Below are 22,564 nucleotides of genomic sequence, written 5' to 3' on the forward strand. Positions count from 1 at the left end.
AGTACAGGTGGTAAAATGAAGATAGTAGTGGTGAGCGATAACCACGGTCGGAGTGAACCGCTGGAGCAGATTTTAGAGCTTCATCGGGATGCAGATGTGTTTATCCATTGCGGGGACAGCGAATTGCCGCCGCAGTTTTTACAGGGGTATGTGTGCGTCAGGGGCAACAATGATTTTTATTATGAATATCCGGAGATGAAAATTTTAGAGCTGGAGGGTCATCGCATGATGATCGTTCATGGTCATCATCATCTGTATATGGGCCAGCTTGACATGTTGGTCAGCAAAGCGCGGCGGCAGGGCTGCGACTTTGTGTTTTACGGCCATACGCATATCTTTTCCAGCCAGCAGCGCGACGGCGTGATTCTTGTGAATCCGGGCGCGCTGTCCCGCAACCGCGACGGTACGCCGCCCTGTTACGCGGTGATTACGATCGACGGGAGCGACGTCAGTATTGACCGCGTCAACTGGACGCGGCCCCGGGACTGAAGACCTTCGGCGCTTACAATCACGCAGAGAAGAAGTTGAAAATCACCGGAGTGCGCTGATTTTCAACTTTTCCTGTTTGCCGATCAAAGGCGAAGGCCAGGACTGACCGGTTGCGAACCGGTCTGCTTGATTTGCGCCGGATGTATCAAAGGGTCATGCGGAAAGAAGTTCAATCATGAAAAAAATTAAAATTAATAAAATTAGATGCCGGAAATGCGGCGATATCATCGAAAGTTTTTCCGTCCATGACTTTAAGTTTTGCCGCTGCGGCGCGGTCGCCGTGGATGGCGGGCATGAATATTTAAAGCGATGTGGTAATTTGGAAGAGATTGAAGATTTCAGCGAAGTTGAGGAGAATGACGAATCAAATTGAGCGCCATGAACGGAACGAACGGAGCGAAGCCGTTTGAACATCGCCAGATCCCTTTTGCTTTAAGCGTGAATATTCTTCAAACTGGATCTGAAAAGCGTGCGGCAATCCCGTTCATTGCCTTCTATTCATGGACCATCAGGGAGAATTACAAAAAGATCAAAGGTTTCCGGGTTCTGCGCATAAGGAACCAAACTTTCCTGTGTCATAGCCGCAGTCCCTGCAGCAGTAACAAAATATGCCAAAATCGCTTGCATTCTTCAACACTTTTTGATATTATGATTGAGCGTTCAAACCATGATAGAAAACAATGTCCCGGTAGCTCAGCTGGATAGAGCATGCGCCTTCTAAGCGCACGGTCAGGGGTTCGAGTCCCTTCCGGGACGCCACTTTGGAAAAACAAAAGTCCTTCGTTGAAGGATTTTTTTGTACGATCGCAGGCAAAAAACATGCCGCTGCAAGCGGGGTGTGCTATAATAAGATCAGCTAAAAGAAGGATTCCTTCTTTTATTTTTGAACAAGGGGTGATGACGATGAGCTCAGGATTTTATGCGGAATGTCTTGAAGAAATCGCACAGCTGATCCGCCAGGGCCGCATTCAGGAAGCCCGCACGAAGGTGGATACGGAGCTGGCGATGCCCTATGTGCCTTCCGACGTGCTGCCGGCGCTGCAGGATTTTGATCGGCAGCTGCGCTTAATCGCGGCGGAAAACCGCAAGCCGGGCGTTGGGGTGATGAGCCTGGAGGAGATAGAGGAGAGCCTGAAAGGCGATCGCGAGCAGCAGCTGCGGGCGGTCGACGCGCTGCATGGGATGAATCTGCGCTCCTGCCTGGATTTGGTCCGCGCGTATCTGGAAACCGATCCTGATCCGCTCGCTTCGGCGCTGCTGATCGATTCGCTGATCGATCAACAGATCAGCGAGGAGCTGACGCTGAACCGGGATGGGATAGGCTATACGTTTATTCCCCGTTACCAGGAAGGGGCGGCGGAAAGCGACGGCTTTCTTTTGGCCCGCGCGTTGATCGGCGAATGGCTGGAAAACGAAAACCCTTCCTTATTTAATCTGTGCGAGCAGGTGTTGATCCGCGAGGCGTATCTGGCGCTGCCGCTGGGCTTTGAAGAAGCGGAGGGCATATCGCTTGCGGCCAGCTGCGTTCATCTCGTATACTGCAGTATGCATGATGAGGAGGGCTGGCGTCAGTTCGCGTCCCGGCATCAGCTTGAAAATGTCAATTTATTCGATTTAAAAAGCCAATTTATTTGAAATTCAGATAACTTTTGTTATAATAGAAAGGCTAGACATAAGGAGGACAAAGAAGTTTATGTCAACTTGGACACTAAAAGAAAAATCAACAGGCGAACTGAAAGTCACCATTGAGGGTGAAAACTGGAAAACGGCTCAGAAAAAAGCTTTTAATAAATTAGCGAAAGAACTGGAAATCCCGGGTTTCAGAAAGGGTTCTGTCCCAGCTGCCATGGCGAAAAAATATGTTCCGGCTCAGAAGATTATGCTGGAAGCCGTCGAGCATTGCGCGCAGGGTCTGCTGGACGCGGGCATCGAAGAGCACAAACTGTGGCCGATCTCCCGGCCGGAGCTGAACGTTGAGGAAATCAGCGAGGAAGCCGCGACGATGAGCTTTACGTTCGCGATCAAGCCGGAAGTCAAGCTGGGCGAATATAAAGGTTTAGCTTACGAAGTAGAAGAAACTTCAGTCAGCGAGGAAGAAGTGGAAGCGGAACTGAAGCGGATCCAGGAAAACTTCGCCGAGCTGGAAGTGAAGGAAGACGGCGAAGTCGAAAACGGCGACACCGCGGTCATCGACTTTGAAGGTTTCAAGGACGGCGTTGCGTTTGAAGGCGGCAAGGGCGAAAACTATCCGCTGGAGATCGGTTCCAACAGCTTCATCCCGGGCTTTGAAGAACAGCTCATCGGTATGAAGAAGGAAGAAACGAAGGACATCAACGTCACGTTCCCGGAAAACTATCAGGCTGCTGAGCTGGCTGGACAGCCGGTTGTCTTCAAGGTTACGGTTCACGAAATCAAAGCGAAGGTGCTGCCGGAGCTGAACGACGATCTCGCGAAGGACGTCAACGCTCCGGATGTGGAAACCATGGACGACTTAAAAGCGCTGATCCGCAAGAACCAGGAAGAACAGAAGCGGCAGAACGCGGAAAACGAAGCGACCAACAAGCTGATCAGCACGGTCGTCGACGCCTGCGAAGTGGAAATTCCGGAAGTCATGATCAAGAATGAAACGGACGATATGATTCAGGATTACGCCAACCGTCTGCAGCAGCAGGGTATTTCCTTAACGCAGTTCTTCCAGATCACCGGGCAGAGCGAGGAAACGCTGCGCGAACAGATGGCGAAGGACGCTGAAAGCAAAGTCAAGCTGCGCTTAGTTCTGGACGCGATTGCGACGCAGGAAAATCTGGAAGTCGGCGAGGAAGATATTGATACGGAATACGGCCTGATCGCCTCTCAGTACAATATGGAAAAAGAGAAGGTCAAGGAACTGATTCCGGCGTCTTCGATCTCCTACGACGTCCGGCTGCGCAAGGCGCTGGACCTGATTAAGGATTCCACCAACAAATAAGACGCTTCGCGTCTTTTTTGACCTTTATAACACGTACTATTTCAGACAAGGAGGGTGTCAATGAACAACGAAAAAATGGAAATCAGTGTTCCGGTCATCGCTACACGAGGAATCATTGTTTTTCCCCAGCAGGACATCATGATTGAGGTCGGCCGGGAAAAGAGCATTCGTGCCGTTGAGGAAGCAGAAGAAAAGTTCGATGGTCATGTCTGGCTCGTCTGCCAGAAAGACATCATGGTTGACAATCCTGCTCCTTCAGATCTCTACACCTTTGGCACGCTGTGCCGGATCAAAAACATTCGCCGTAAAGAAGGCTTTATGCGGATTACCTTCAGCGGCCTGGAACGGGCAAAGCTTGTTTCGATTCAGGACGAGGACAAAATGTTTATGGCGACGGTGCTGCCGGTCGCGGATGAAGCCGGCGATAATCTCGAAGAGATGGCTTTGATCCGCCGGGTGGCCAAGGAATTCGAAAACATCGCATCCAGCGCCAACAATTTCCCGCCGGAGATCATCGCGCAGCTGACCAAGGGCGTTTCCGCCCCGACGCTGTCCGATCAGTTCGCGCAGTATTTCCCGCTGCCTTTGGAAAAGAAGCAGGTGCTGCTGGAAACGTTGAATGTCAACGAACGGCTGATGATGATCATCCAGGAGCTGGAAAAAGAAAAGCAGCTGTCCGACATTGAAAATAACATCAATGAAAAAGTCAAGGAGCGGATCGACGAATCGCAAAAGGAATATTATCTGCGCGAGAAGCTCCGCGCGATTAAAGAAGAACTGGGCGATGTGTCCAATCAGAGCGACGATTCCGAGGAACTGCGCCGGATGATCGAGGAAAACCCGTATCCGGAAGCGATCAAGGAAAAGGCCCGGGAAGAACTGGCGCGGTATGAAATGCTGCCGGGGGCATCCGGGGAAGCCGGGGTTGTGCGGACTTATCTCGACTGGCTCTTAGGCGTGCCGTGGTGGCAGGAAACCGAAGATAACGAAGACCTCAAGCTGGTGCAGCAGCGCCTGGATGAGGATCATTTCGGTTTGGAAAAGGTCAAAGACCGGATCATGGAATATCTGGCTGTCAAACAGATGACTCATTCGCTGAACGCGCCGATTCTGTGTCTGGTCGGGCCGCCGGGCGTCGGCAAGACGTCGCTGGCGAAGTCCGTGGCCAGAGCGCTGGATCGGAAGTTTGTCAAGGCATCGCTGGGCGGCGTGCGCGATGAAGCTGAAATCCGCGGTCACCGCCGGACGTATTTAGGCTCGCTGCCGGGCCGGATCATCCAGGGGATGAAGAAGGCCGGCGTCGTCAATCCGGTGTTCCTGATCGACGAAATCGACAAGATGGCCAGCGATTACAAGGGCGATCCGTCCAGCGCGATGCTGGAAGTGCTGGATCCGGAACAGAACAAGCTGTTCTCCGATAACTATCTGGAAGAACCGTACGATCTGTCGAAGGTCATGTTTATCGCGACGGCCAACACGCTCGACACAATTCCGGCGGCGCTGCGCGACCGTTTGGAAATCATCGAGCTGTCCTCATACACCGAGGTGGAAAAGGTCAGCATCGCTAAGGAACATCTGATTCCGAAGCAGGCTGAAATCAACGGCCTGAAGCCGAGTCAGTTTAAATTGGGCGAAGAAGAGCTGATTTATCTGATCCGTCATTACACCCGGGAAGCCGGCGTGCGTCAGCTGGAGCGGGTGATTGCTTCGCTGTGCCGCAAGAGCGTCCTGGCGATCATGAAGGATGGCAAGCGTTCGGTCAAGATCACGAAGAAGCTGATCGTGGAATGGCTGGGCAAAGAAAAATTTGAATACGGCGTCAAGGAGAAAAAAGATCAGATCGGCGTGGTAACCGGTCTGGCCTATACGTCCTTCGGCGGCGATATTCTGCCGGTTGAGGTAACTTACTTCGACGGGAAGGGCAAACTCATCGTTACCGGTCAGCTGGGCGACGTCATGAAGGAATCGACGGAAATCGCGCTGGACTATGTCAAAAGCAAAGCCGTCGAATTCAAGATTGATCCGGCTTTCTTCGATAAACACGATATCCACATCCATTGTCCGGAAGGCGCAGTGCCGAAGGATGGGCCGAGCGCCGGCGTCACGCTGACTACGGCACTGGTTTCCGCGATCACCCGGATGCCGGTTCATGCGAATCTGGCGATGACGGGTGAAGTCACGCTGCGCGGCAACGTGCTGCCGATCGGCGGTCTGCGTGAGAAATCGCTGGCGGCACACCGCAGCGGCATCTCGACGGTCATCATTCCGAAGAATAACGTCAAGGATCTTGACGAAGTTCCGGAAATTGTTAAGAATGACATTCATTTCATTCCGGTCGAAACGGTCGACCAGGTTATCCAGGAAGCGCTGGTTCGCTAAATGGAGATCAGGGAAGCCGAGCTTGTCGTCAGCGCGCCGTCCAAGGCACACTGGCCTGAAAGCGAACTGCCGGAGATCGTGCTGGCCGGCCGCAGCAACGTCGGCAAGTCCTCGCTGATCAACACGCTGTGCGGCCGCAAGGCGCTGGCCTATGTCGGCAACACCCCGGGCAAGACACGGTTGTTGAATTTCTTTGATATTGATCACCGCTTCATGTTCGTCGATGTGCCGGGCTATGGGTTTGCCAACGCGTCCAAGCAGATGCTGATCCAGTTCGGCGAGATGATGGAGGACTATTTCTCCAGCCGTTCACAGCTAAAAGGTCTGATTCTCTTAGTCGATATGCGGCACGCGCCGACGGAGGATGATATCACGATGGCGGACTACGCCCGTTATTATGAAATTCCGTTTGTGGTTGCCGCGACGAAACTGGACAAAGTGCCGCGCTCTCAGCAAAGCAAACAGATCAACGTTATCGCCAAGGCTCTGGCCTGTGCGCCGGAAGCGATCATTCCGTTCTCTTCCATCACGAAGCAGGGCCGGGAAGAACTGCTGGAAGCGATTGACGCCTTATTCAATCCAGAAGAGCCTGAATCCGAGTGATTCGGGCTTTTTTCATATTTTCCTCGGTTTGGCATACACTGAAATTGAAGCAGGAATGCTGGGGAGGAACCATAGATGAAACCAATGAAAATTGAGAAACGACTGGAGCTCAGCCGTCCGGTCGATCAAATTCTGCAATGCCAGATCACCAACGAGATTCAATATCATACTGAAGCCGACGGGATCCGGGCTTTAGGCTCCTTATGGGTCAAGGGGCAGGCGGCCGATGAACAGGGCGCTTATCCGCTGAACGAAGAAATCACGCTGGACGTTCTGGCGCCCTTGGATAAGCTGCAGGAACCGTCACAATTCCGGATCCGGCTGCATCATTACGACGCCCGGATCGAAGCCCGCGGGATGATTGTGACAATCTATCTGAATGTATACGGCATGAAAGAGGAAAGGGCAACCGCAATTCTGGAAACTCAGCCGGAGAAACGAGAGTCGGAGCCAACCCCGCTGCCGGAGATTACACAGCCAGCGGCGGAACCCACAGCGCTGACTCCGTCGGTCACTGAAGAGCCGGCTGCCGCTGCAGCACCGATCCTTCCGGCTGCGGCATCTGTGCAGGAGGAAAAAGCGCTGGCTGCGGAAGGGCCGGCTGTCAAAGAAAATACGGTCATGGACGAAGAAACGAACGATCCGGCGGAAGCGGCCGTCAACGAGGACGTCGGAGAAATCGAAGATTTGTTTGACGACGCGGAGAATGTCATCGTGACCAGCCGGTACATGCTGGCACAGATCAACGATACCTATGCTTCGATTGCCCAACGCTACGGGGTGAATGAAAAGCAGTTGATCGCCGTCAATCACAACAAGCCGCTGGAGGAAAAGACGCTGATCCTGCTGCCGCTGTAAGTGGCCAATCTGCAAGCTGTCAATCATGGTTGTAAGGAGGACTGGACACAGTCCTTTTTTTCTGGATTTGAGTAATATCAGAACAAAACCGGAGTTATCTGTCTTTTTAACAAGAACGAAAAGAAGGAAATAGCTTGCGATTCAGCTGAAATTCAGATACAGTGAAGTAAACAAGGTAAGGGAGGGGTATTGAATGAAAAAAACAGCGGTCATGATCTACCGGGCGTTTTGCATGCAGGAGATCAGCTGCCTGACCGATTGGTTAGTCGGATTGGGCAAACCGATGATCGTCTGCGCGGCGGATCATCAACCGGTGAAAACGGAAGAAGGCTTTACCGTGCTGCCGGAGTTCAGCTACGATGAAGTCAACCTTGACGAGATCGACTGCCTGATTCTTCCGGGAATCAGCGAATTTCCGGAAGTGTTAAAGGATCAGCGCCAGCTGGACTTTTTAGCCCGGTTCAAGGAGCGGCCGGATATTTTGATTGCCGCGATCTCCGTGTCCCCGGTGTTATTAGCGGCGGCGGGGTTGTTAAATGGGATTTGTTACTGCGGTGGATTTTATCAGGAAGTGCTGGACGATCTGCCGTTTATGGAAAAAGAAAATTTCCGCTTTGAGCCGATCGTCGTAGAGGGCAACATCATGACGGCTTTCGGCGGGGCGTTCCGTGAGTTTGCCTTAGCGGTGATGGAGAAACTGGGCTTCGAAGTGCCGGCGGAACCTTTCGGTCCGCTGGCTGAAAACTGGACTAGGGATAAGCTGAACTTCACGATGGAATCGGAGGTTGAAAAAACGTATTGGAAAAACGCGCTGGCGATGCTGAAACGGGAATGTCCGCAGTTTTTTTAAGAAGCGCGGCTGAACTTTTCGTCTATCACTTCGTTGGTTTGCTTTTTCGATGTATTCTAGCTTTTTTTCCTTTCCGGAGATGTCGGAATTCGTTGAAATTCGATTGACAAGCGGAGATCCAATGCCTATAATAAAGCCATCTACGTTGAACGGAAGAAGTAGCGGCTTTGGGAAATCAGAGAGCTCCCGGAAGGTGCAAGGGAGTCAGAAGAAGCAGTGAACAGTCGTCCGGAAGTTGATTTTCTGAATTTTAAGTAGGAAAATCCGAATGCCGTCGTTACTGGTGAAAGCGCATCTTTGATCAAAGATGAAGTAAGGTGGTACCGCGCGTCAAGCGTCCTTGTTGCAGGGCGCTTTTTTTGTTCAACGAAGGAAAATAAAAAAACAGGAGGAAGAACTGATGAAAAAGGAACTGGCCCCGAAATATAACCATCTGGATGTGGAGCAGGGCTATGACAACTGGATCAAAGAAGGCTATTTTACAGCCGGCGACAAAAGCAAGGATCCGTTCTGTATCGTGATCCCGCCGCCGAATGTCACCGGCAAGCTGCACCTGGGGCATGCCTGGGATACGACGCTGCAGGATATCATCGCCCGTTACAAGCGGATGCAGGGCTACGACATGCTGTGGGTTCCGGGCATGGACCACGCCGGCATCGCAACGCAGGCGAAGGTGGATGAGCGCCTGAAAAAAGAAGGCGTTTCCCGCTATGATCTGGGCCGTGAGAAATTTCTGGAACGGGCTTGGGACTGGAAGGAAGAATATGCTGGGCATATTCGTCAGCAGTGGGCGAAGATGGGGCTGTCGCTGGACTACACCCGCGAGCGTTTTACACTGGACGAAGGCTTAAGCAAAGCCGTCGCCAAGGTTTTTGTCGACTACTACAACGACGGCCTGATCTATCAGGGCGAGCGGATCATCAACTGGGATCCGGCGGCCAAGACGGCGCTGAGCAACATCGAGGTTATCCATAAGGAAACCGAAGGCGCGATGTATACGTTCAACTACAAGGTCGTTGAAACCGGCGACTGCTTCCAGGTTGCGACGACCCGGCCGGAAACAATGTTCGGCGACGTCTGCGTCGTTGTGCATCCGGACGATGAACGGTTTAAGCATCTGATCGGCCTGCACGCCGTCAATCCGGCAAATGGGGATGAACTGCCGATCATCGGCGACGACTACATCGACATCGAATTCGGAACCGGCGCGATGAAATGTACGCCGGCCCACGATCCAAACGACTTCGCGATCGCAGAACGCCACCATCTGCCGCGGATCATCTGCATGAATCCGGACGCGACGATGAACGAGCGCTGCGGCGAGTTTGAAGGCATGGACCGCTTTGAATGCCGCAAACAGCTGACGGAAAAAATCCGTCAGGAAGGCAATTTGATCAACATCGAAAAACATATCCATCAGGTCGGCTATTCCGAACGGACCGACGTCATCGTCGAACCGATGCTTTCCAAGCAGTGGTTTGTCCGCATGAAGCCGCTGGCGGAGGACGTTCTGAAGCATCAGGAATTGGCTGAGGAAAAGATCAACTTCTACCCGCCGCGCTTTGAAAAGACCTTCACGCAGTGGCTGGAAAACATTGAGGACTGGTGCATCTCCCGCCAGCTGTGGTGGGGCCACCGGATCCCGGCCTGGTACCATAAGGAAACCGGCGAGATTTACGTCGGCACGGAAGCGCCGCAGGATCTTGAGAACTGGAATCAGGATGAGGATGTTCTGGACACCTGGTTCTCCAGCGCATTATGGCCCTTCTCGACGCTGGGCTGGCCGGATAAAACGCCGGATCTGGAACGTTATTATCCCAATGACGTGCTGGTCACGGGCTATGATATCATTTTCTTCTGGGTCGCCCGGATGGCGTTCCAGGCCCGCTACTTCACAAAGTCCCGGCCGTTTAAGGATGTTCTGATCCACGGCCTGATCCGCGACGCTCAGGGCCGCAAAATGTCGAAATCGCTGGGCAACGGCGTCGATCCGATGGACGTCATCGCCAAGCACGGCGTCGACAGCCTGCGCTTCTTCCTGACGACCAATTCCACCCCGGGTCAGGATATGCGCTACATTGAGGAAAAGCTGGAAGCGTCCTGGAACTTCATCAACAAGATCTGGAATGCGTCCCGTTTCGTCATGATGAATATGCCGGAGGATTTCACGCTCGCGGACATTGACCTCAGCACACTGTCGATCACCGACACCTGGATTCTCAACCGGTTGAATGAAACGATTGCCTCGGTGACCGCCAACATGGACAAGTATGAGTTCGCGCTGGTCGGCAACGAGCTGTACAGCTTTATCTGGGATGATTTCTGCAGTTGGTATATCGAATTAAGCAAAGCTGGATTGAACAGCGAGGATGCCCAGGTTAAGCGGGCGACCCAGTCGACGCTGATCGTCTGCCTGCGCGCGATCATCCGTCTGCTTCATCCGTTCATGCCGTTTGTCACCGAAGAAATTTACAGCGTCCTGCCGCATGATGAAAAAGCATGCTGCCTGGCGGCCTGGCCGGCGCCGGTGGAAGGCCTGGACTTAAGCCATAACGAGGAAGTTGATCAGTTGATCTCCGTTATCAAGACGATCCGTCAGGTCCGTGTCGATTACAATCTGAAGCCGTCCGCGCCGCTGGCGATGACGATCCGGAATGCGCAGAACCAGCCGGTCGCTGTCGACGCTCCGATTGCTTCGATTTATGAGAAGATGTGCAAGGCCAGCTGGAAAGCGGAGCTGGACGGGGAAATGCTCATTCGTCCGATTTTAGGTGGATCTGTATGTATTCCGATGAGCGACGTTGTCGATCTGGAAGAAGAAAAAGCCAAACTGAAAAAAGAAGCCGAGCATCTGAACGCTGAAATCAAGCGTGCGGAAGGCATGCTTTCCAATGAACGCTTTGTCGCCAAGGCTCCGGCTGAGAAAGTCGAAGCGGAACGTAAAAAGCTGGAAACCTATAAGCAGCAGCTGGAAATCGTCCAGACCCGCTTGCAGGAAATTGAGAAATAAACGCCGTCAAAGGAATTTCATCTTCCAGACAGAATTAACGATCACCCGGTCCAATGGACCGGGTTTTCTTGTGGAGCGACCGATTTCAAAAGCATCGGCATCGGCAGCACGTTGAGCGATGTTCACCGCAAGGGGCACAAAGAAAGGCCGGATGTTTCTTGCCTAAATCAAAAATGGAAGAAAACAGATCAATCTGAAGGGAGGCAGGATCTGCGGCAGAAACACGCGCTGAAAGCAGGCATGATCCGCAGACGCCATCGAGAACATAAGACGGAAAACAAAAACAGGCTTTCTAAAATCTTTCAGAAAGTTTTACGCCCGGGGCTAGACAAAATGCGGCAAGTGTCGTTATCGTCATGGGCTTCGCTGTCACCGGCGCTTGTCTTTTGGCGAGGAGAAGACTACAATAAAATAAATGATAGCGCTTACAAGAAAGCAGATTGAGATTCCGTCAAAGTCGAAAGACTTTCAGCATACATTGAAATGAGGTGGTATTCGATGACGGAGAAACAATATCTTTTAGGTACGGATGAGCAGCAGCAATGGATGCAGGAGTACACGTTTGCCCCGCGCGGCATCGGGTTCAAAGAACCCGGTGTGCTTGGAATGGACGCGAAGGAATTCTCAGCGTTCAACGTGGCCAAATCGTTTTATCAGGTGCATCCGGAGGTTTTTAACTTAAAACTTGTGGCGGAGAAGACCGGCGTGGCGGAAAGTGAGATCGCAGCCCGACTGAAACGTATGGTCGATCGCCGGTTGATCATGTTTGTGAAGAATTCTTCCGTTTCCGCTCTGGGTTTTGGGTTGTATTACTGGATTGTGAAAATGAAAGAGGACTGCCCGCCGCAGGCAAAGACGCAGTTGGCGGAATGGATTCAGAATAAGGACGAGATCTGCACCGGTTATTTAACGGAAGGTGATTTCGATTTCTTCTGCGGCAATCACATGCGTGTGCTGGACAATCTGCTTTGCGGCGTGATCGAACCGATCCGGCGCAACCGCTGGGTCGAATCCATTCATCTCTGTCCGATCCGCCGCGACGTCCGCGAATCCCACGTCAATTTGTGGGACGCTCCGAAAGCGGATTACCGCCGCTATCTGTGGTCGGACGCGCAGAAAGCCAACTTTTTAAACAGTCAGAACGAGATGGACGCTACGGACTTTGCGATCATCGACATTCTGAACAATGTGACCTCGATCGAAGATTTCTTTGATTACGAGGTGCTCGGCCAGCTGTCCGGTCTGGATCCGGCGGCGATGAAGAAGGATCTGGGCTGGATCGTCGATCATCAGCGCTATGTCGTGCCGATGTTCTATTTTAATTATCAGGCGCTGGGGCTGAACATGCACTGTTATCTGATCCGCTTGTTCCAGAATGTGACCAGCTGCCGCAAGGAACAAATTGTCGATGAGCTGACCCGGTGTCCGGAATTCAACAATATCTTCGAGTTCTCTGATGGTATTTACGACATTCTGGTGAGCGCTTATACGCAGCTGACAGATCTGGACGCCTTGCGCACAATGTTAGACGGTTACGCCGAGATCGAAGAAATCTGGGAAGCTGACAGTCCGCGGCAGTTCCGCCGTTGGACGGCGCGGCTGGATAAAGACGCGGATATGTGGGAGGAATGTATTTTTACTGATGATTTCCTGCAGGACCGCACGAGCTTGCCGATCGAACCGGCGGGGGAATGGCAGGAGAAAGGCGGTGAAGAACGATGAAGACCAATGCGATCCGCGGGTATGTTGTCGATCGGCTGCAATATGCTTTAAACCCATCCAGCATCGCGGTGATCGGCGCCAGCCGCTGTCCGGGCAAGGTTGGCCATAAGGTTATCGACGGCTTACAGAAATGGGGCTATCAGGGAAAAATTTACCCGGTGAATCCGCGCGCGGAGAAGGTTGCGGGCTTAAAAGCTTATCCGACCCTGCGGGAGATTGAGGAGCCGGTTGATCTGGCGTTCATCGCGGTGCCGGCGCATCTGGTCAAATCGATTCTGGAAGACTGCGTAGCCAAGGAAGTAAAAATCGTTGTGATCGCGACCAGCGCCTTTAAGGAGATCGGCCGCGGCGAGCTGCAGGATGAGCTGACAGAATATTGCCGGGCCAACGAGCTGCCGTTGATCGGACCGAACTTAGTCGGCATGGGATCGCCGGCGCTGAATTTCAACTGCGGCTTTATCCCCTATCTGCCAACGCTGGGACCGGTAGCGATGATTTCTCAATCCGGCGCCAACCTGTTGGCGGCGTTAGGCACCTCGCAGAAGGATCACTACGGCATGAGCTTCTTCGTCGGGTTAGGCAATAAGGCTGACGTCGATTTCAGCGAATTTATCGCCTATGCCGGCAAGGACGACAACACGAAGTGCATCGCCGTCTATATGGAAGGGCTGGACAGCCCGGAGGCGTTTATTGAAGCCTGTCAGTCGGTGGCCAAGCCGGTCGTCGCGATCAAGGTCGGACGCAGTCCGATCGGCGTGAAAGCGGCGTTTGCCCACACGGCCAGCGAAAACGTGAAAGATGATGCATATTATGATGAGGTCTTCGCTCAGGCCGGAGCGCTGCGGGCGACGACATGGCAGGAGTTTCTCGATGTTTCGCTGGCGCTTGGAACCCAACCGGCACTGCGCGGCGAAAACGTCGTGATGATTACCAACGGCGGCGGTTCCGGCCTTCTGAGCTGCGACCACTTTGACCGCTGCGGTCTGCCGCTGAAAGAATTAAAGGAAATTTCGCCGAGTCTGGCCGGGCGCATTCGCGCGTACATGCCGATGTTCGGCTCGCCGCTCAATCCGGTCGATATTTCCGGCACCGCTTCGCCAACGCAGTACAAAGGCGCCTTCATGCAGGCGATGCGCGATCCCGCAGTCGACGGAATTCTTGGCTCGATCTGTCCGACTGCGGTGACTAACGTCGATGCGGTCGTCGACGTTGTGATCGAAGTCCACGACCGTTACCGCCGCTTAGGCAAACCGTTTATCATGGAATGCCAGGGCGGAGAGGAATGCCAGCGGGCGATCATGAAGCTGCGCGATCACGGTATCCCGGCGTATTCGACAGCGGAACAGGCGGTTAACGCGATGGTGGCGTTATATCGCTATAGTCAGATGCAGAAAAAATAAATGAAAAGGGTAAAGCGAAAAGTTTGAGATCCAGCGCTTCTTTTCTTGAAAGTTTTTAATAAATGATAAAGGATGAAAGAGCCGCGGCATTTCAGAATAAAAGCTGAAATGCCGCGGTTTTTCTGTGATTTGATCGCGCAAAGACAGAAAATCGGTTAAGCTAAAGACAGAAGACAGAAGACAGAAGACAGAAGACAGAAGACAGAGATAAGGATAAAAAGAGAGAACTGAGAAAAGAGGATAAGCGAAGGCGCTTATCAGAAAGGAAAAAGCATGGCGGAAAGAAAAATTATTTTAAATCTGGCGATGAGTTTGGATGGTTATATCTGTGATCCGGAGGGCGGTTTTGCCTGGATCAGCGGTCAGGGAGACCGTCGGCTGGACACAGTTCCTCATTACGACATCGAAGCCTTCGCCAGGCAGGTTGACGTGATCGTGATGGGACGCAAAGCCTATGAGGACTGTGGGCTGGACTTTGTCGCAGAGCCGCAAACCAAGCAATTCTGGGTCGCCTCCTCCAAGCCGCTGACATTAGAGCCGCCAGCCCGGTGGATCAGCGGGGATCTGGTCGCTTCGGTGCTGGCGCTGAAAAAACAGCCGGGCAAGGATATCTGGCTATTCGGCGGAGCTGGCATAGTGGATCCGTTTATTCGGGCCGACGCCATCGACGAATACATCGTCGGGATCATTCCGATTCTGCTGGGGCAGGGGCGGCGGTTATTTCATGAAGGCTTCGCGCCGATCATGCTGCATCTGGAACAGTTCTGGATTGACGACGGTGTCGTGGTGATGCGCTATCGCCGCCGCAGTGCGCTTTAAGGAAGTGACAAAATCCGCGAACTGTCGGAATGGGGATAGTAAAAGATGAGGCAGGCGATCGGAAGTCATGGTATAATAGGAACGGGTGATAACCATGAAAACAAAAACGAAATTGATGATTGCGGCCGGCGCCGCCGCAGGCGCGGCTGCCAGCTATTACGGCGTCTGCGAACTGGCGTATAACCGGTTTATCCGCCGCGGTCCGAAATTCTTTGCGATGGGTCCGCAGGAAGACGCGCTGACTGAAGAACAGCGGGCGGAACGCCGGCAGCGTCAGGAAGCGGTGCAGAGCTGGTTTGCGGCCAGCCAGGTGCTGGATCTGACGCTGACTTCTTTTGACGGGCTGCGGCTGCACGCAACTCAGATTCTCAACCATCCCGACAGCGACAAGTGGATCGTGATGGCGCATGGCTATGGCGCGGACAGTCTGGCGCTTTTGCCAAGAGCGAAAACGTTTGACGAAGCCGGCTTTAACGTGCTCCTGCCGGATCTGCGCGGGCATGGGTTAAGTGAGGGAGATTATGTCGGCATGGGCTGGAATGACCGGCGCGACCTGATCGCCTGGACGGACCGCATCGCAAGCGAGCATCCCGCCAGCCAGATCGTCTTGTTCGGCCTGTCGATGGGCGCGTCTGCGGTGATGATGGCCTGCGGCGAAGAAGATCTCAGCGATCAAGTCGTCTGTGCGATTGAGGACTGCGGCTATACCAGCGTCCCGGCGATTGCGGAAAAGCAGGTGCGCAGTGCGTTTGGAATCGCGACTCAGCCGGTTCTGATCGGGCTGTCGACCTTGATCAAAATGCGCTGCGGCTACTCTGTTTGGGAAGCCAGCGCGGTGGAACAGCTGCGGCAGTGCCGTGTTCCGATGTTGTTTATCCATGGCGAAGAGGACGATTTTGTCCCCTATGACATGGTGTTTGAGAACTATTACGAGTGCGCCAGCGAAAAAGAGCTGTACACCGTGCCGTCAGCCGGGCATTGCGAAGCCTGCCGCAGTCCGCATTATGACGAGCGGCTGTTCCGTTTCATCCGCCGTTTCCTGCATTAAGCAGGCAGGCGACCCTCAAATTTGAAAAAAAGTTTAAATCTGAAAAAAGCCTAACAGACCAGTTCTGAAAGGCTTTTTTGTCATTTTGAGGGAATCTGGTTAGACCAAATATATGTAAACGTTTACAAAAACTATGGAAATTCCTGGTCACTTCCGCTATAATAAGTCTATGAAAGTTGGCTGGAAAATACGCCTATAAGGAGGAACAATGAGCGAAAAATATGTTTATCTTTTCTCTGAAGGAAATGGTAAAATGCGCGAGCTGCTCGGCGGAAAAGGGGCAAATCTGGCAGAAATGACCAATTTGGGCATGCCTGTTCCGCAGGGCTTTACCGTTACGACGGAAGTCTGCACGCGTTACTATGAAGATGGAGAAAAAATTGCGCCGGAGATTACGGAGGAAATTAACCGCAATCTGAAAACGCTGGAAGAAATGACAGGCAAGAAGATGGGCGATAAGGAAAACCCGCTGTTGGTTTCCGTTCGTTCGGGCGCCCGCGCTTCCATGCCGGGTATGATGGATACGATCCTGAACCTGGGCATCAACGACGAAGTCGTCGAAACGATCGCGGCAAAGACGGAGAATCCGCGCTTTGCTTATGATAGTTACCGGCGTTTCATTCAGATGTTCTCGGACGTCGTCATGGGCTTGCCGAAAAGCAAGTTTGAAGTGATTATCGACGAACTCAAGGACCGTAAGGGCGTTAAGCTCGATACGGAACTGGATGCGGACGATATGAAGGAAATGACTGCGCGTTTCAAGGAATTCTACAAGGAAAACCTGAACGAGGACTTCCCGCAGGATCCGAAAGAACAGATGATCCGCGCCGTTGAAGCGGTATTCCGTTCCTGGAATAATCCGCGTGCGATTTACTACCGCAAAATGAACGATATCCCGGGTTCCTGGGGAACGGCCGTCAACGTCCAGATGATGGTGTTCGGCAACATGGGCAACACCTGCGGCACCGGCGTCGCGTTTACGCGTAACCCGGCAACCGGCGAAAATAAACTGTTCGGCGAATTCTTAATGAACGCGCAGGGCGAGGACGTCGTTGCGGGAATCCGTACACCGCAGACGATCGACGAATTAAAAGAAGTTATGCCGGATGCATACAACAGCTTCGTGGAGATCTGCGGCAAGCTGGAAAAGCATTACCGCGATATGCAGGACATGGAATTCACGATTGAAAACGGCAAGCTGTTCATGCTTCAGACCCGAAACGGCAAGCGTACCGCGGCTGCGGCGTTAAAGATTGCCTGCGATATGGTGGCGGAAGGCCTGATTACGAAAGACGAAGCGCTGATGATGGTCGAACCGAAGGCGTTGGACGCCTTGCTGCACCCGCAGTTTGATCCGGCTGAATTGAAACAGGCGCATCTGATTGCCAGCGGCCTGCCGGCTTCGCCGGGAGCGGCCTGTGGTCAGGTTGTCTTCAGTGCGGAAGACGCGATTACGGAAGCCAACAAGGGCAAAAAAGTCGTGCTGGTTCGTCTGGAAACCTCGCCGGAAGACATCGAAGGCATGAACGTCGCTCAGGGGATCCTGACTGTTCGCGGCGGCATGACCTCGCATGCGGCGGTTGTCGCGCGCGGCATGGGACGCTGCTGTGTCTCCGGCTGCGGTGAAATCGACATCCATGAAGAAGAAAAAACCTTTACTGTCGGCGGCCACACCTATAAAGAGGGCGACTGGATTTCGTTAGACGGTTCGACTGGCAACGTTTACGGCGAAGCCGTGAAAACAGTTCCTGCACAGATCTCCGGCGATTTCGAAACATTTATGAAATGGGCGGATGAACGCCGCGTGCTGCAGGTCAGAACGAACGCCGACACGCCGAAGGATGCGAAGCAGGCTGTCGCTTTCGGCGCTCAGGGCATTGGCTTAGTCAGAACAGAACACATGTTCTTTGATTCCAACCGCATTAAAGCAATGCGGGAAATGATTGTTTCCTCCACGGAAGAACAGCGCCGCGCCGCTTTGGCAAAACTGCTGCCGATGCAGCGTTCCGACTTTGAAGGCATCTATGAGGCGATGGAAGGCCGCCCGGTTACGATCCGTTATCTGGATCCGCCTTTACATGAATTCCTGCCGACTTCCTCGTATGACATCGCGACGCTGGCTCAGGACATGAACCTGAATATCGACGACCTCAAGAGCATCATTACTTCGCTCCATGAGTTCAACCCGATGATGGGTCACCGCGGCTGTCGTCTGGCGATCTCCTATCCGGAAATCGCAGAAATGCAGACACGCGCAGTCATTGAAGCGGCGATTAACGTCAACCGCAAGCATCCGGATTATCACATTACGCCGGAAATCATGATTCCGCTGGTTGGCGACGTCAACGAGCTGAAATATGTCAAGAATATCGTTACCAAGGTTGCGGATGAAATCATCAGCGCTTCCGGTATTGAAATGAAATACATGGTCGGCACGATGATCGAAATTCCGCGGGCTGCTCTGTTAGCGGATGAGATCGCGGAGGAAGCAGAGTTCTTCAGCTTCGGCACCAACGATTTAACGCAGATGACATTCGGCTTCTCGCGAGATGACGCCGGCGGATTCCTGTCGCATTATTACGACAAGAAAATTTACGAGCAGGACCCATTTGCCCGTCTGGATCAGCATGGCGTCGGCAAGCTGGTCGCGATGGCGGCAGAGCTGGGCCGCAAGACCCGTCCGAACATCAAGCTGGGCATCTGTGGCGAACATGGCGGTGATCCAAGTTCGATCGAATTCTGTCACCGCGTTGGACTGAACTATGTTTCCTGCAGTCCGTACCGTGTTCCGATCGCCCGCTTGGCCGCAGCGCAGGCAGCGATTAAGAACGATAAGCACTAAAATTTAAAGAGGCTCAAAAGGCAGGCTGATTTACGGCCTGCTTTTTCTCGTTCGAAGATTAAAAACGGGATGTTCAAAAAATTCAGTCCTTTGAAAAAAAGAAAAAACACAAGGCAGGGAGTTCGCTTTCTCTTTAGAAAACGTTTATAATAAAAGCAAGGAAAGATAGGTGATTGAAGTATGAAAAGTATTTGTGTGATCAGCGGCGGCGGCAGCGGCATGGGTCTGGAAGCAGCGAAGATTTTAGGCCGGAAACATAAAATCATTCTGATGGGAAGAACGGTGGCTAAACTGGAGAATGCGGTTAAACAGCTGCGTGATGTGGGAATCGACGCCGAGGCTTACCCGGCTGATGCCAGTCATCGCGAATCGGTCAGAAAATTGGCGGCGTATGCGGCGCAGCAGGGTGAGGTTAAAGTGCTGATCCATGCCGCAGGCGTTTCTCCGCATATGACAGATGCGCAGAAAATCTTCGAGATCAACGCGATCGGAACGATGAACATGGATGAGGAATTCGTGAAAATCATGCCGGAAGGCAGCTGCATCCTCAATGTTTCCAGCATGTCGGCGTACATGCTTCCGGCGGATAAGGAGCCAAAACAGATATATAAACTGAGTCTGAGTGATGCGGAGGCCTTCCGTCTGGCAGTGAATCAGATGCTCAGCCAAGTTCCGCCAGAGCAGCAGACCGGGACAGCCTATACCCTTTCCAAAAACTTTGTTCTCTGGTATACTGCGCGGATGGCTGTGAAGTTTGGCAAGCAGGGAATTCGGATCGTCTCAATTTCGCCGGGTACCTTTAAGACACCGATGGGTGAAATTGAAGGCAAGGAAGCCGCTTCCTTCGCAGAGCGCGGTGCTTTAGGCCGGATGGGCGAACCGGAAGAAATCGCGAAGATGATGGCGTTTATGGTCAGTGATGAATGTTCCTACCTGACCGGCGTCGATATTCTGTATGACGGCGGTTCTGTTGCCGCGCTGCAGGCGATGAAGGAAGATCGCGCTCAGTAACAACCAATAAAGATGATTTCAGCGTGAGGCTGGAGCCGGCGTTCTGAAAAAGACGTTTCGTGCTTCAGCTTTTCAGTACGGAGAAGAGGAGAAAAACATGAAAACAAAATTTGCGATTTTAGGGGCTGGCAAGCTGGGCAGCATTGTGGCCCGGGCCTGGAAAGCCGGCAAGATGCCGGAATATGAGCTGGTCGGCATTCTCAGCCGGACGGCGGACTCCGCTCAAGCCCTGGCGGCGGAGGTCGGCGTGGCCTGGACAACTCAACTGGAAGAGCTGCTGAGGTGGAAACCGCAGATCGTCGCGGAAGCCGCTTCCGTCGAGGCGGTGAAAGCCAATGCGATCGCGGTTTTACAAGGCGGAGCGGATTTCGTCACGCTGGCGATTGGGGCGTTTGCGGACGCTGATTTTTATGAAAAAGTGCAGGCGGTCGCGCGCGCGGCCGGCCGCAAGGTTTATATCGCTTCCGGCGCGATCGGGGGCTTTGATTTAATGCGCACGGCAGCTGTGATGAGTCCGATCGAAGCGTCCATCACTTCCGAGACCGGACCACAGTATCTGCGTACAACGCCGGTCTATCGTGAAGAAATGGCGGCCAGCGAAACGACGCTGACCGCTTTTGAAGGCACTGCTAAGGAAGCGATCGCTTTGCTTCCCCGCCGGGTGAACGTCGCCGTTGCCACGTCGCTGGCCACCAACGGGCCGGAGCATACCGGTGTGAAGATCGAAAGTACGCCGGGCTTTATCGGTGATACCCATACGATCCGGGTGGAAGGTGAGGAAATCAAGGCGGGAATTGCGATCTATTCCCGCACCAGCGCGATCGCCGGATACAGCGTTGTGGCTTTGCTCAACAACATCGCTTCCCCGATTCAGTTCCAGTAGTTTTTCCTTTCCGGCAGGTATAAATCGGAAAAAAACGCCGAGAATACTGGCAGGAGGAATTAATGATGAAAAAAACAATTCTGCGGTACGCTGTGGTCTGCTTGGGATTTGCTTTGATTTTGGGCGGTTGCAGCAGAAACAACAATTCAGCCACACCCACGCCGTCGATGACCCCTTCGGCCTCGCCGGAAAGCTCGATGACACCGACGGAAACGGTGGAACCGATTGCCAGTATTCAGGATGTTCTGGATCACTTCCAGAATAACAATTACACCTTCAACCAGGTGACGCCGATTGAAAACACGGATTTCAACGCGCTGGAAGGCACCTCGTTTCAATACAACGATCAGGTCTATTACCTTTATCGTTTTGATCCGGCCAACGAGGAAAGTCAGAAAATGCTGAATTATGCGAGTCAGAACGGCCGGATGAAGGTCAACGCAAACGGTCAGGAAACCGAATACTATGCATATGTCAACGGCAATACGGCTTTGATCTACGACAGTAAGGAAATGATCGAAGACCTGAAGGAAATCTATTCGCAATACCGCAATTCCACAACGCAGGGTCAATAAGACTCTGCCTTTTCTTTCCCGTGATATAATGAAAGCAGAAAGCAGAAAGCAGAAAGCAGAAGGCAGGGATGACGATGCGCAGAAAAGGAAGCTTTATCGTCGCATTGCTTGCGATGATGGCGATGCTGAGCGCTTGCGGCTGGCTGGATCAGCTGTGGATTCTGGCCAAGACGAGCCGGGCGCTGACGACGATGGAATCCGTGACCGCAGACATCACGATTGAGGCTGAAGGCAAGGCTGGCAACCGCTATCTATGGCTGCCCTATCATGTTGCCGGACAGGGTGTGCTGCAGGGACGGATGGAAGAACCCGCAGTCAATCTGGATTTGCGCTGGCAGGGCGGCAGCGGCGTGTTTCAGATTCCGCTGCATGTTCAAGCTCAGTGGCGCTGGCAAGAGGACCGCTGGCAAAAATATGATCTGAATCAGAAACAATGGGTTGATCAGCCGGGGGCCGAACCAGCCTTGCCGGATTGGAAAGCCATTCTGGCTGTTTTGAAAGCCGGCCGCTGGTCGATGCAGGAAACGATCGGGAATGTCCGCTGTGCCGAGGTCAGTCTGACGCTGGATGCAGTTACGGCCGCAGCTTATTTCAAAGAGTGGGGTCTGGAAGATCCGATTGCCGCGATGATCGAAAGTCAAAAAACGCTGACTGTTCGGTTCGCGGTAAAGGAGGAAACCGGGGAACCCGTCCGCTTAACGCTGGACAGCGGCGGAACGGAGGAGCTTTCCGGCGATTTGTCGATGACGCTGGATCAGCTGCATATCCAGGTTGATTTTTCACAGATCGACCAAACGACCTGGGTGCAGCCTTAAATCTGTTCATCGTTCTGAATTTCTGGAAAAAATTCATTTCCATTGACAAGGCAGGAAAACCGGTGTATAAAAGAGGTACATACAAAGACCAGGACATGATCGTTTCAGAACTTGGATCAGAGAGGTTTCCGGAAGGTGCGAGGAAGCTGAAAAGGGAAACGGTTACCGCCTGCGAGTATCGCTTTTGAAAAAGCGACGATTCTCATCGTTATTGAGCTTGAGTGCCTGTTTCATGGAAGAAACAGGAAATAAGGTGGTACCGCGTTGAACAACGTCCTTAATCAAGGGCGTT

Annotated in this window: 19 protein-coding genes, 1 tRNA gene and 2 other annotated features; all 20 genes read left to right on the forward strand. The window is 52.9% G+C overall.

Annotation, left to right across the window (positions count from 1 at the left end):
• Positions 1–15 precede the first annotated feature (15 nt).
• Positions 16–489 carry a metallophosphoesterase family protein gene (locus BQ7364_RS08655; RefSeq protein WP_072684350.1) on the forward strand — a complete coding sequence of 158 codons (474 nt, stop codon included), beginning with the start codon at positions 16–18 and terminating at the stop codon, positions 487–489.
• A gap of 175 nt (positions 490–664) precedes the next feature.
• Positions 665–862 carry a DUF7695 domain-containing protein gene (locus BQ7364_RS08660; RefSeq protein ID WP_072684351.1) on the forward strand — a complete coding sequence of 66 codons (198 nt, stop codon included), beginning with the start codon at positions 665–667 and terminating at the stop codon, positions 860–862.
• A 309-nt stretch (positions 863–1,171) separates the two neighbouring features.
• A tRNA-Arg gene (locus tag BQ7364_RS08665) sits at positions 1,172–1,248 on the forward strand.
• A gap of 144 nt (positions 1,249–1,392) precedes the next feature.
• Positions 1,393–2,124, forward strand: a complete 732-nt coding sequence (locus BQ7364_RS08670) for a hypothetical protein (protein ID WP_072684352.1) — start codon at positions 1,393–1,395, stop codon at positions 2,122–2,124.
• A gap of 58 nt (positions 2,125–2,182) precedes the next feature.
• Positions 2,183–3,457, forward strand: a complete 1,275-nt coding sequence (gene tig / locus BQ7364_RS08675; protein WP_072684353.1) for a trigger factor — start codon at positions 2,183–2,185, stop codon at positions 3,455–3,457.
• Between the two features lie 60 nt (positions 3,458–3,517).
• Entirely contained in the window at positions 3,518–5,836 is a 2,319-nt protein-coding gene (gene lon / locus BQ7364_RS08680; protein WP_072684354.1) for an endopeptidase La, read from the forward strand.
• Positions 5,837–6,439, forward strand: a complete 603-nt coding sequence (gene yihA / locus BQ7364_RS08685; RefSeq protein WP_072684355.1) for a ribosome biogenesis GTP-binding protein YihA/YsxC — start codon at positions 5,837–5,839, stop codon at positions 6,437–6,439.
• A 75-nt stretch (positions 6,440–6,514) separates the two neighbouring features.
• On the forward strand, positions 6,515–7,297 hold the full coding sequence (locus BQ7364_RS08690) for a LysM peptidoglycan-binding domain-containing protein (protein ID WP_072684356.1): 783 nt from the start codon (positions 6,515–6,517) through the stop codon (positions 7,295–7,297).
• A gap of 193 nt (positions 7,298–7,490) precedes the next feature.
• The gene (locus BQ7364_RS08695; protein ID WP_072684357.1) at positions 7,491–8,147 is read left to right on the forward strand and encodes a DJ-1/PfpI family protein; all 657 of its coding nucleotides are present in this window, start codon (positions 7,491–7,493) and stop codon (positions 8,145–8,147) included.
• A gap of 136 nt (positions 8,148–8,283) precedes the next feature.
• Positions 8,284–8,492 (forward strand) — a binding site (T-box leader).
• A gap of 55 nt (positions 8,493–8,547) precedes the next feature.
• A complete protein-coding gene (locus BQ7364_RS08700) occupies positions 8,548–11,157 on the forward strand; it encodes a valine--tRNA ligase (protein ID WP_072684358.1) in 2,610 nt (869 codons plus the stop codon).
• 111 nt (positions 11,158–11,268) lie between these two features.
• On the forward strand, positions 11,269–11,601 hold the full coding sequence (locus BQ7364_RS17760) for a hypothetical protein (protein WP_139248604.1): 333 nt from the start codon (positions 11,269–11,271) through the stop codon (positions 11,599–11,601).
• Positions 11,602–11,655: 54 nt separating this feature from the next.
• On the forward strand, positions 11,656–12,879 hold the full coding sequence (locus BQ7364_RS08705) for an AsnC family transcriptional regulator (protein ID WP_072684359.1): 1,224 nt from the start codon (positions 11,656–11,658) through the stop codon (positions 12,877–12,879).
• A complete protein-coding gene (locus BQ7364_RS08710; RefSeq protein ID WP_072684360.1) occupies positions 12,876–14,279 on the forward strand; it encodes an acetate--CoA ligase family protein in 1,404 nt (467 codons plus the stop codon). The genes BQ7364_RS08705 and BQ7364_RS08710 overlap by 4 nt, the downstream gene beginning before the upstream one ends.
• A gap of 273 nt (positions 14,280–14,552) precedes the next feature.
• On the forward strand, positions 14,553–15,098 hold the full coding sequence (locus tag BQ7364_RS08715) for a dihydrofolate reductase family protein (RefSeq protein WP_072684361.1): 546 nt from the start codon (positions 14,553–14,555) through the stop codon (positions 15,096–15,098).
• Positions 15,099–15,192: 94 nt separating this feature from the next.
• The gene (locus BQ7364_RS08720; protein ID WP_072684362.1) at positions 15,193–16,146 is read left to right on the forward strand and encodes an alpha/beta hydrolase; all 954 of its coding nucleotides are present in this window, start codon (positions 15,193–15,195) and stop codon (positions 16,144–16,146) included.
• Between the two features lie 208 nt (positions 16,147–16,354).
• Positions 16,355–18,988: a pyruvate, phosphate dikinase gene (ppdK, locus tag BQ7364_RS08725; protein ID WP_006059200.1), complete on the forward strand. Its 2,634-nt coding sequence runs from the start codon at positions 16,355–16,357 to the stop codon at positions 18,986–18,988.
• Positions 18,989–19,168: 180 nt separating this feature from the next.
• Positions 19,169–19,999 (forward strand): SDR family oxidoreductase, encoded by an 831-nt coding sequence (locus tag BQ7364_RS08730; protein WP_072684363.1) that lies wholly within the window; start codon positions 19,169–19,171, stop codon positions 19,997–19,999.
• 97 nt (positions 20,000–20,096) lie between these two features.
• Entirely contained in the window at positions 20,097–20,882 is a 786-nt protein-coding gene (locus tag BQ7364_RS08735) for an aspartate dehydrogenase domain-containing protein (RefSeq protein WP_072684364.1), read from the forward strand.
• A 65-nt stretch (positions 20,883–20,947) separates the two neighbouring features.
• Entirely contained in the window at positions 20,948–21,457 is a 510-nt protein-coding gene (locus tag BQ7364_RS08740; protein WP_072684365.1) for a hypothetical protein, read from the forward strand.
• 74 nt (positions 21,458–21,531) lie between these two features.
• Positions 21,532–22,272: a hypothetical protein gene (locus BQ7364_RS08745; RefSeq protein ID WP_139248605.1), complete on the forward strand. Its 741-nt coding sequence runs from the start codon at positions 21,532–21,534 to the stop codon at positions 22,270–22,272.
• Between the two features lie 75 nt (positions 22,273–22,347).
• Positions 22,348–22,554 (forward strand) — a binding site (T-box leader).
• The last annotated feature ends 10 nt before the right edge of the window (positions 22,555–22,564 follow it).

It is taken from the genome of Holdemania sp. Marseille-P2844 (assembly GCF_900120005.1).
In the GTDB taxonomy this organism is placed as follows: domain Bacteria; phylum Bacillota_I; class Bacilli_A; order Erysipelotrichales; family Erysipelotrichaceae; genus Holdemania.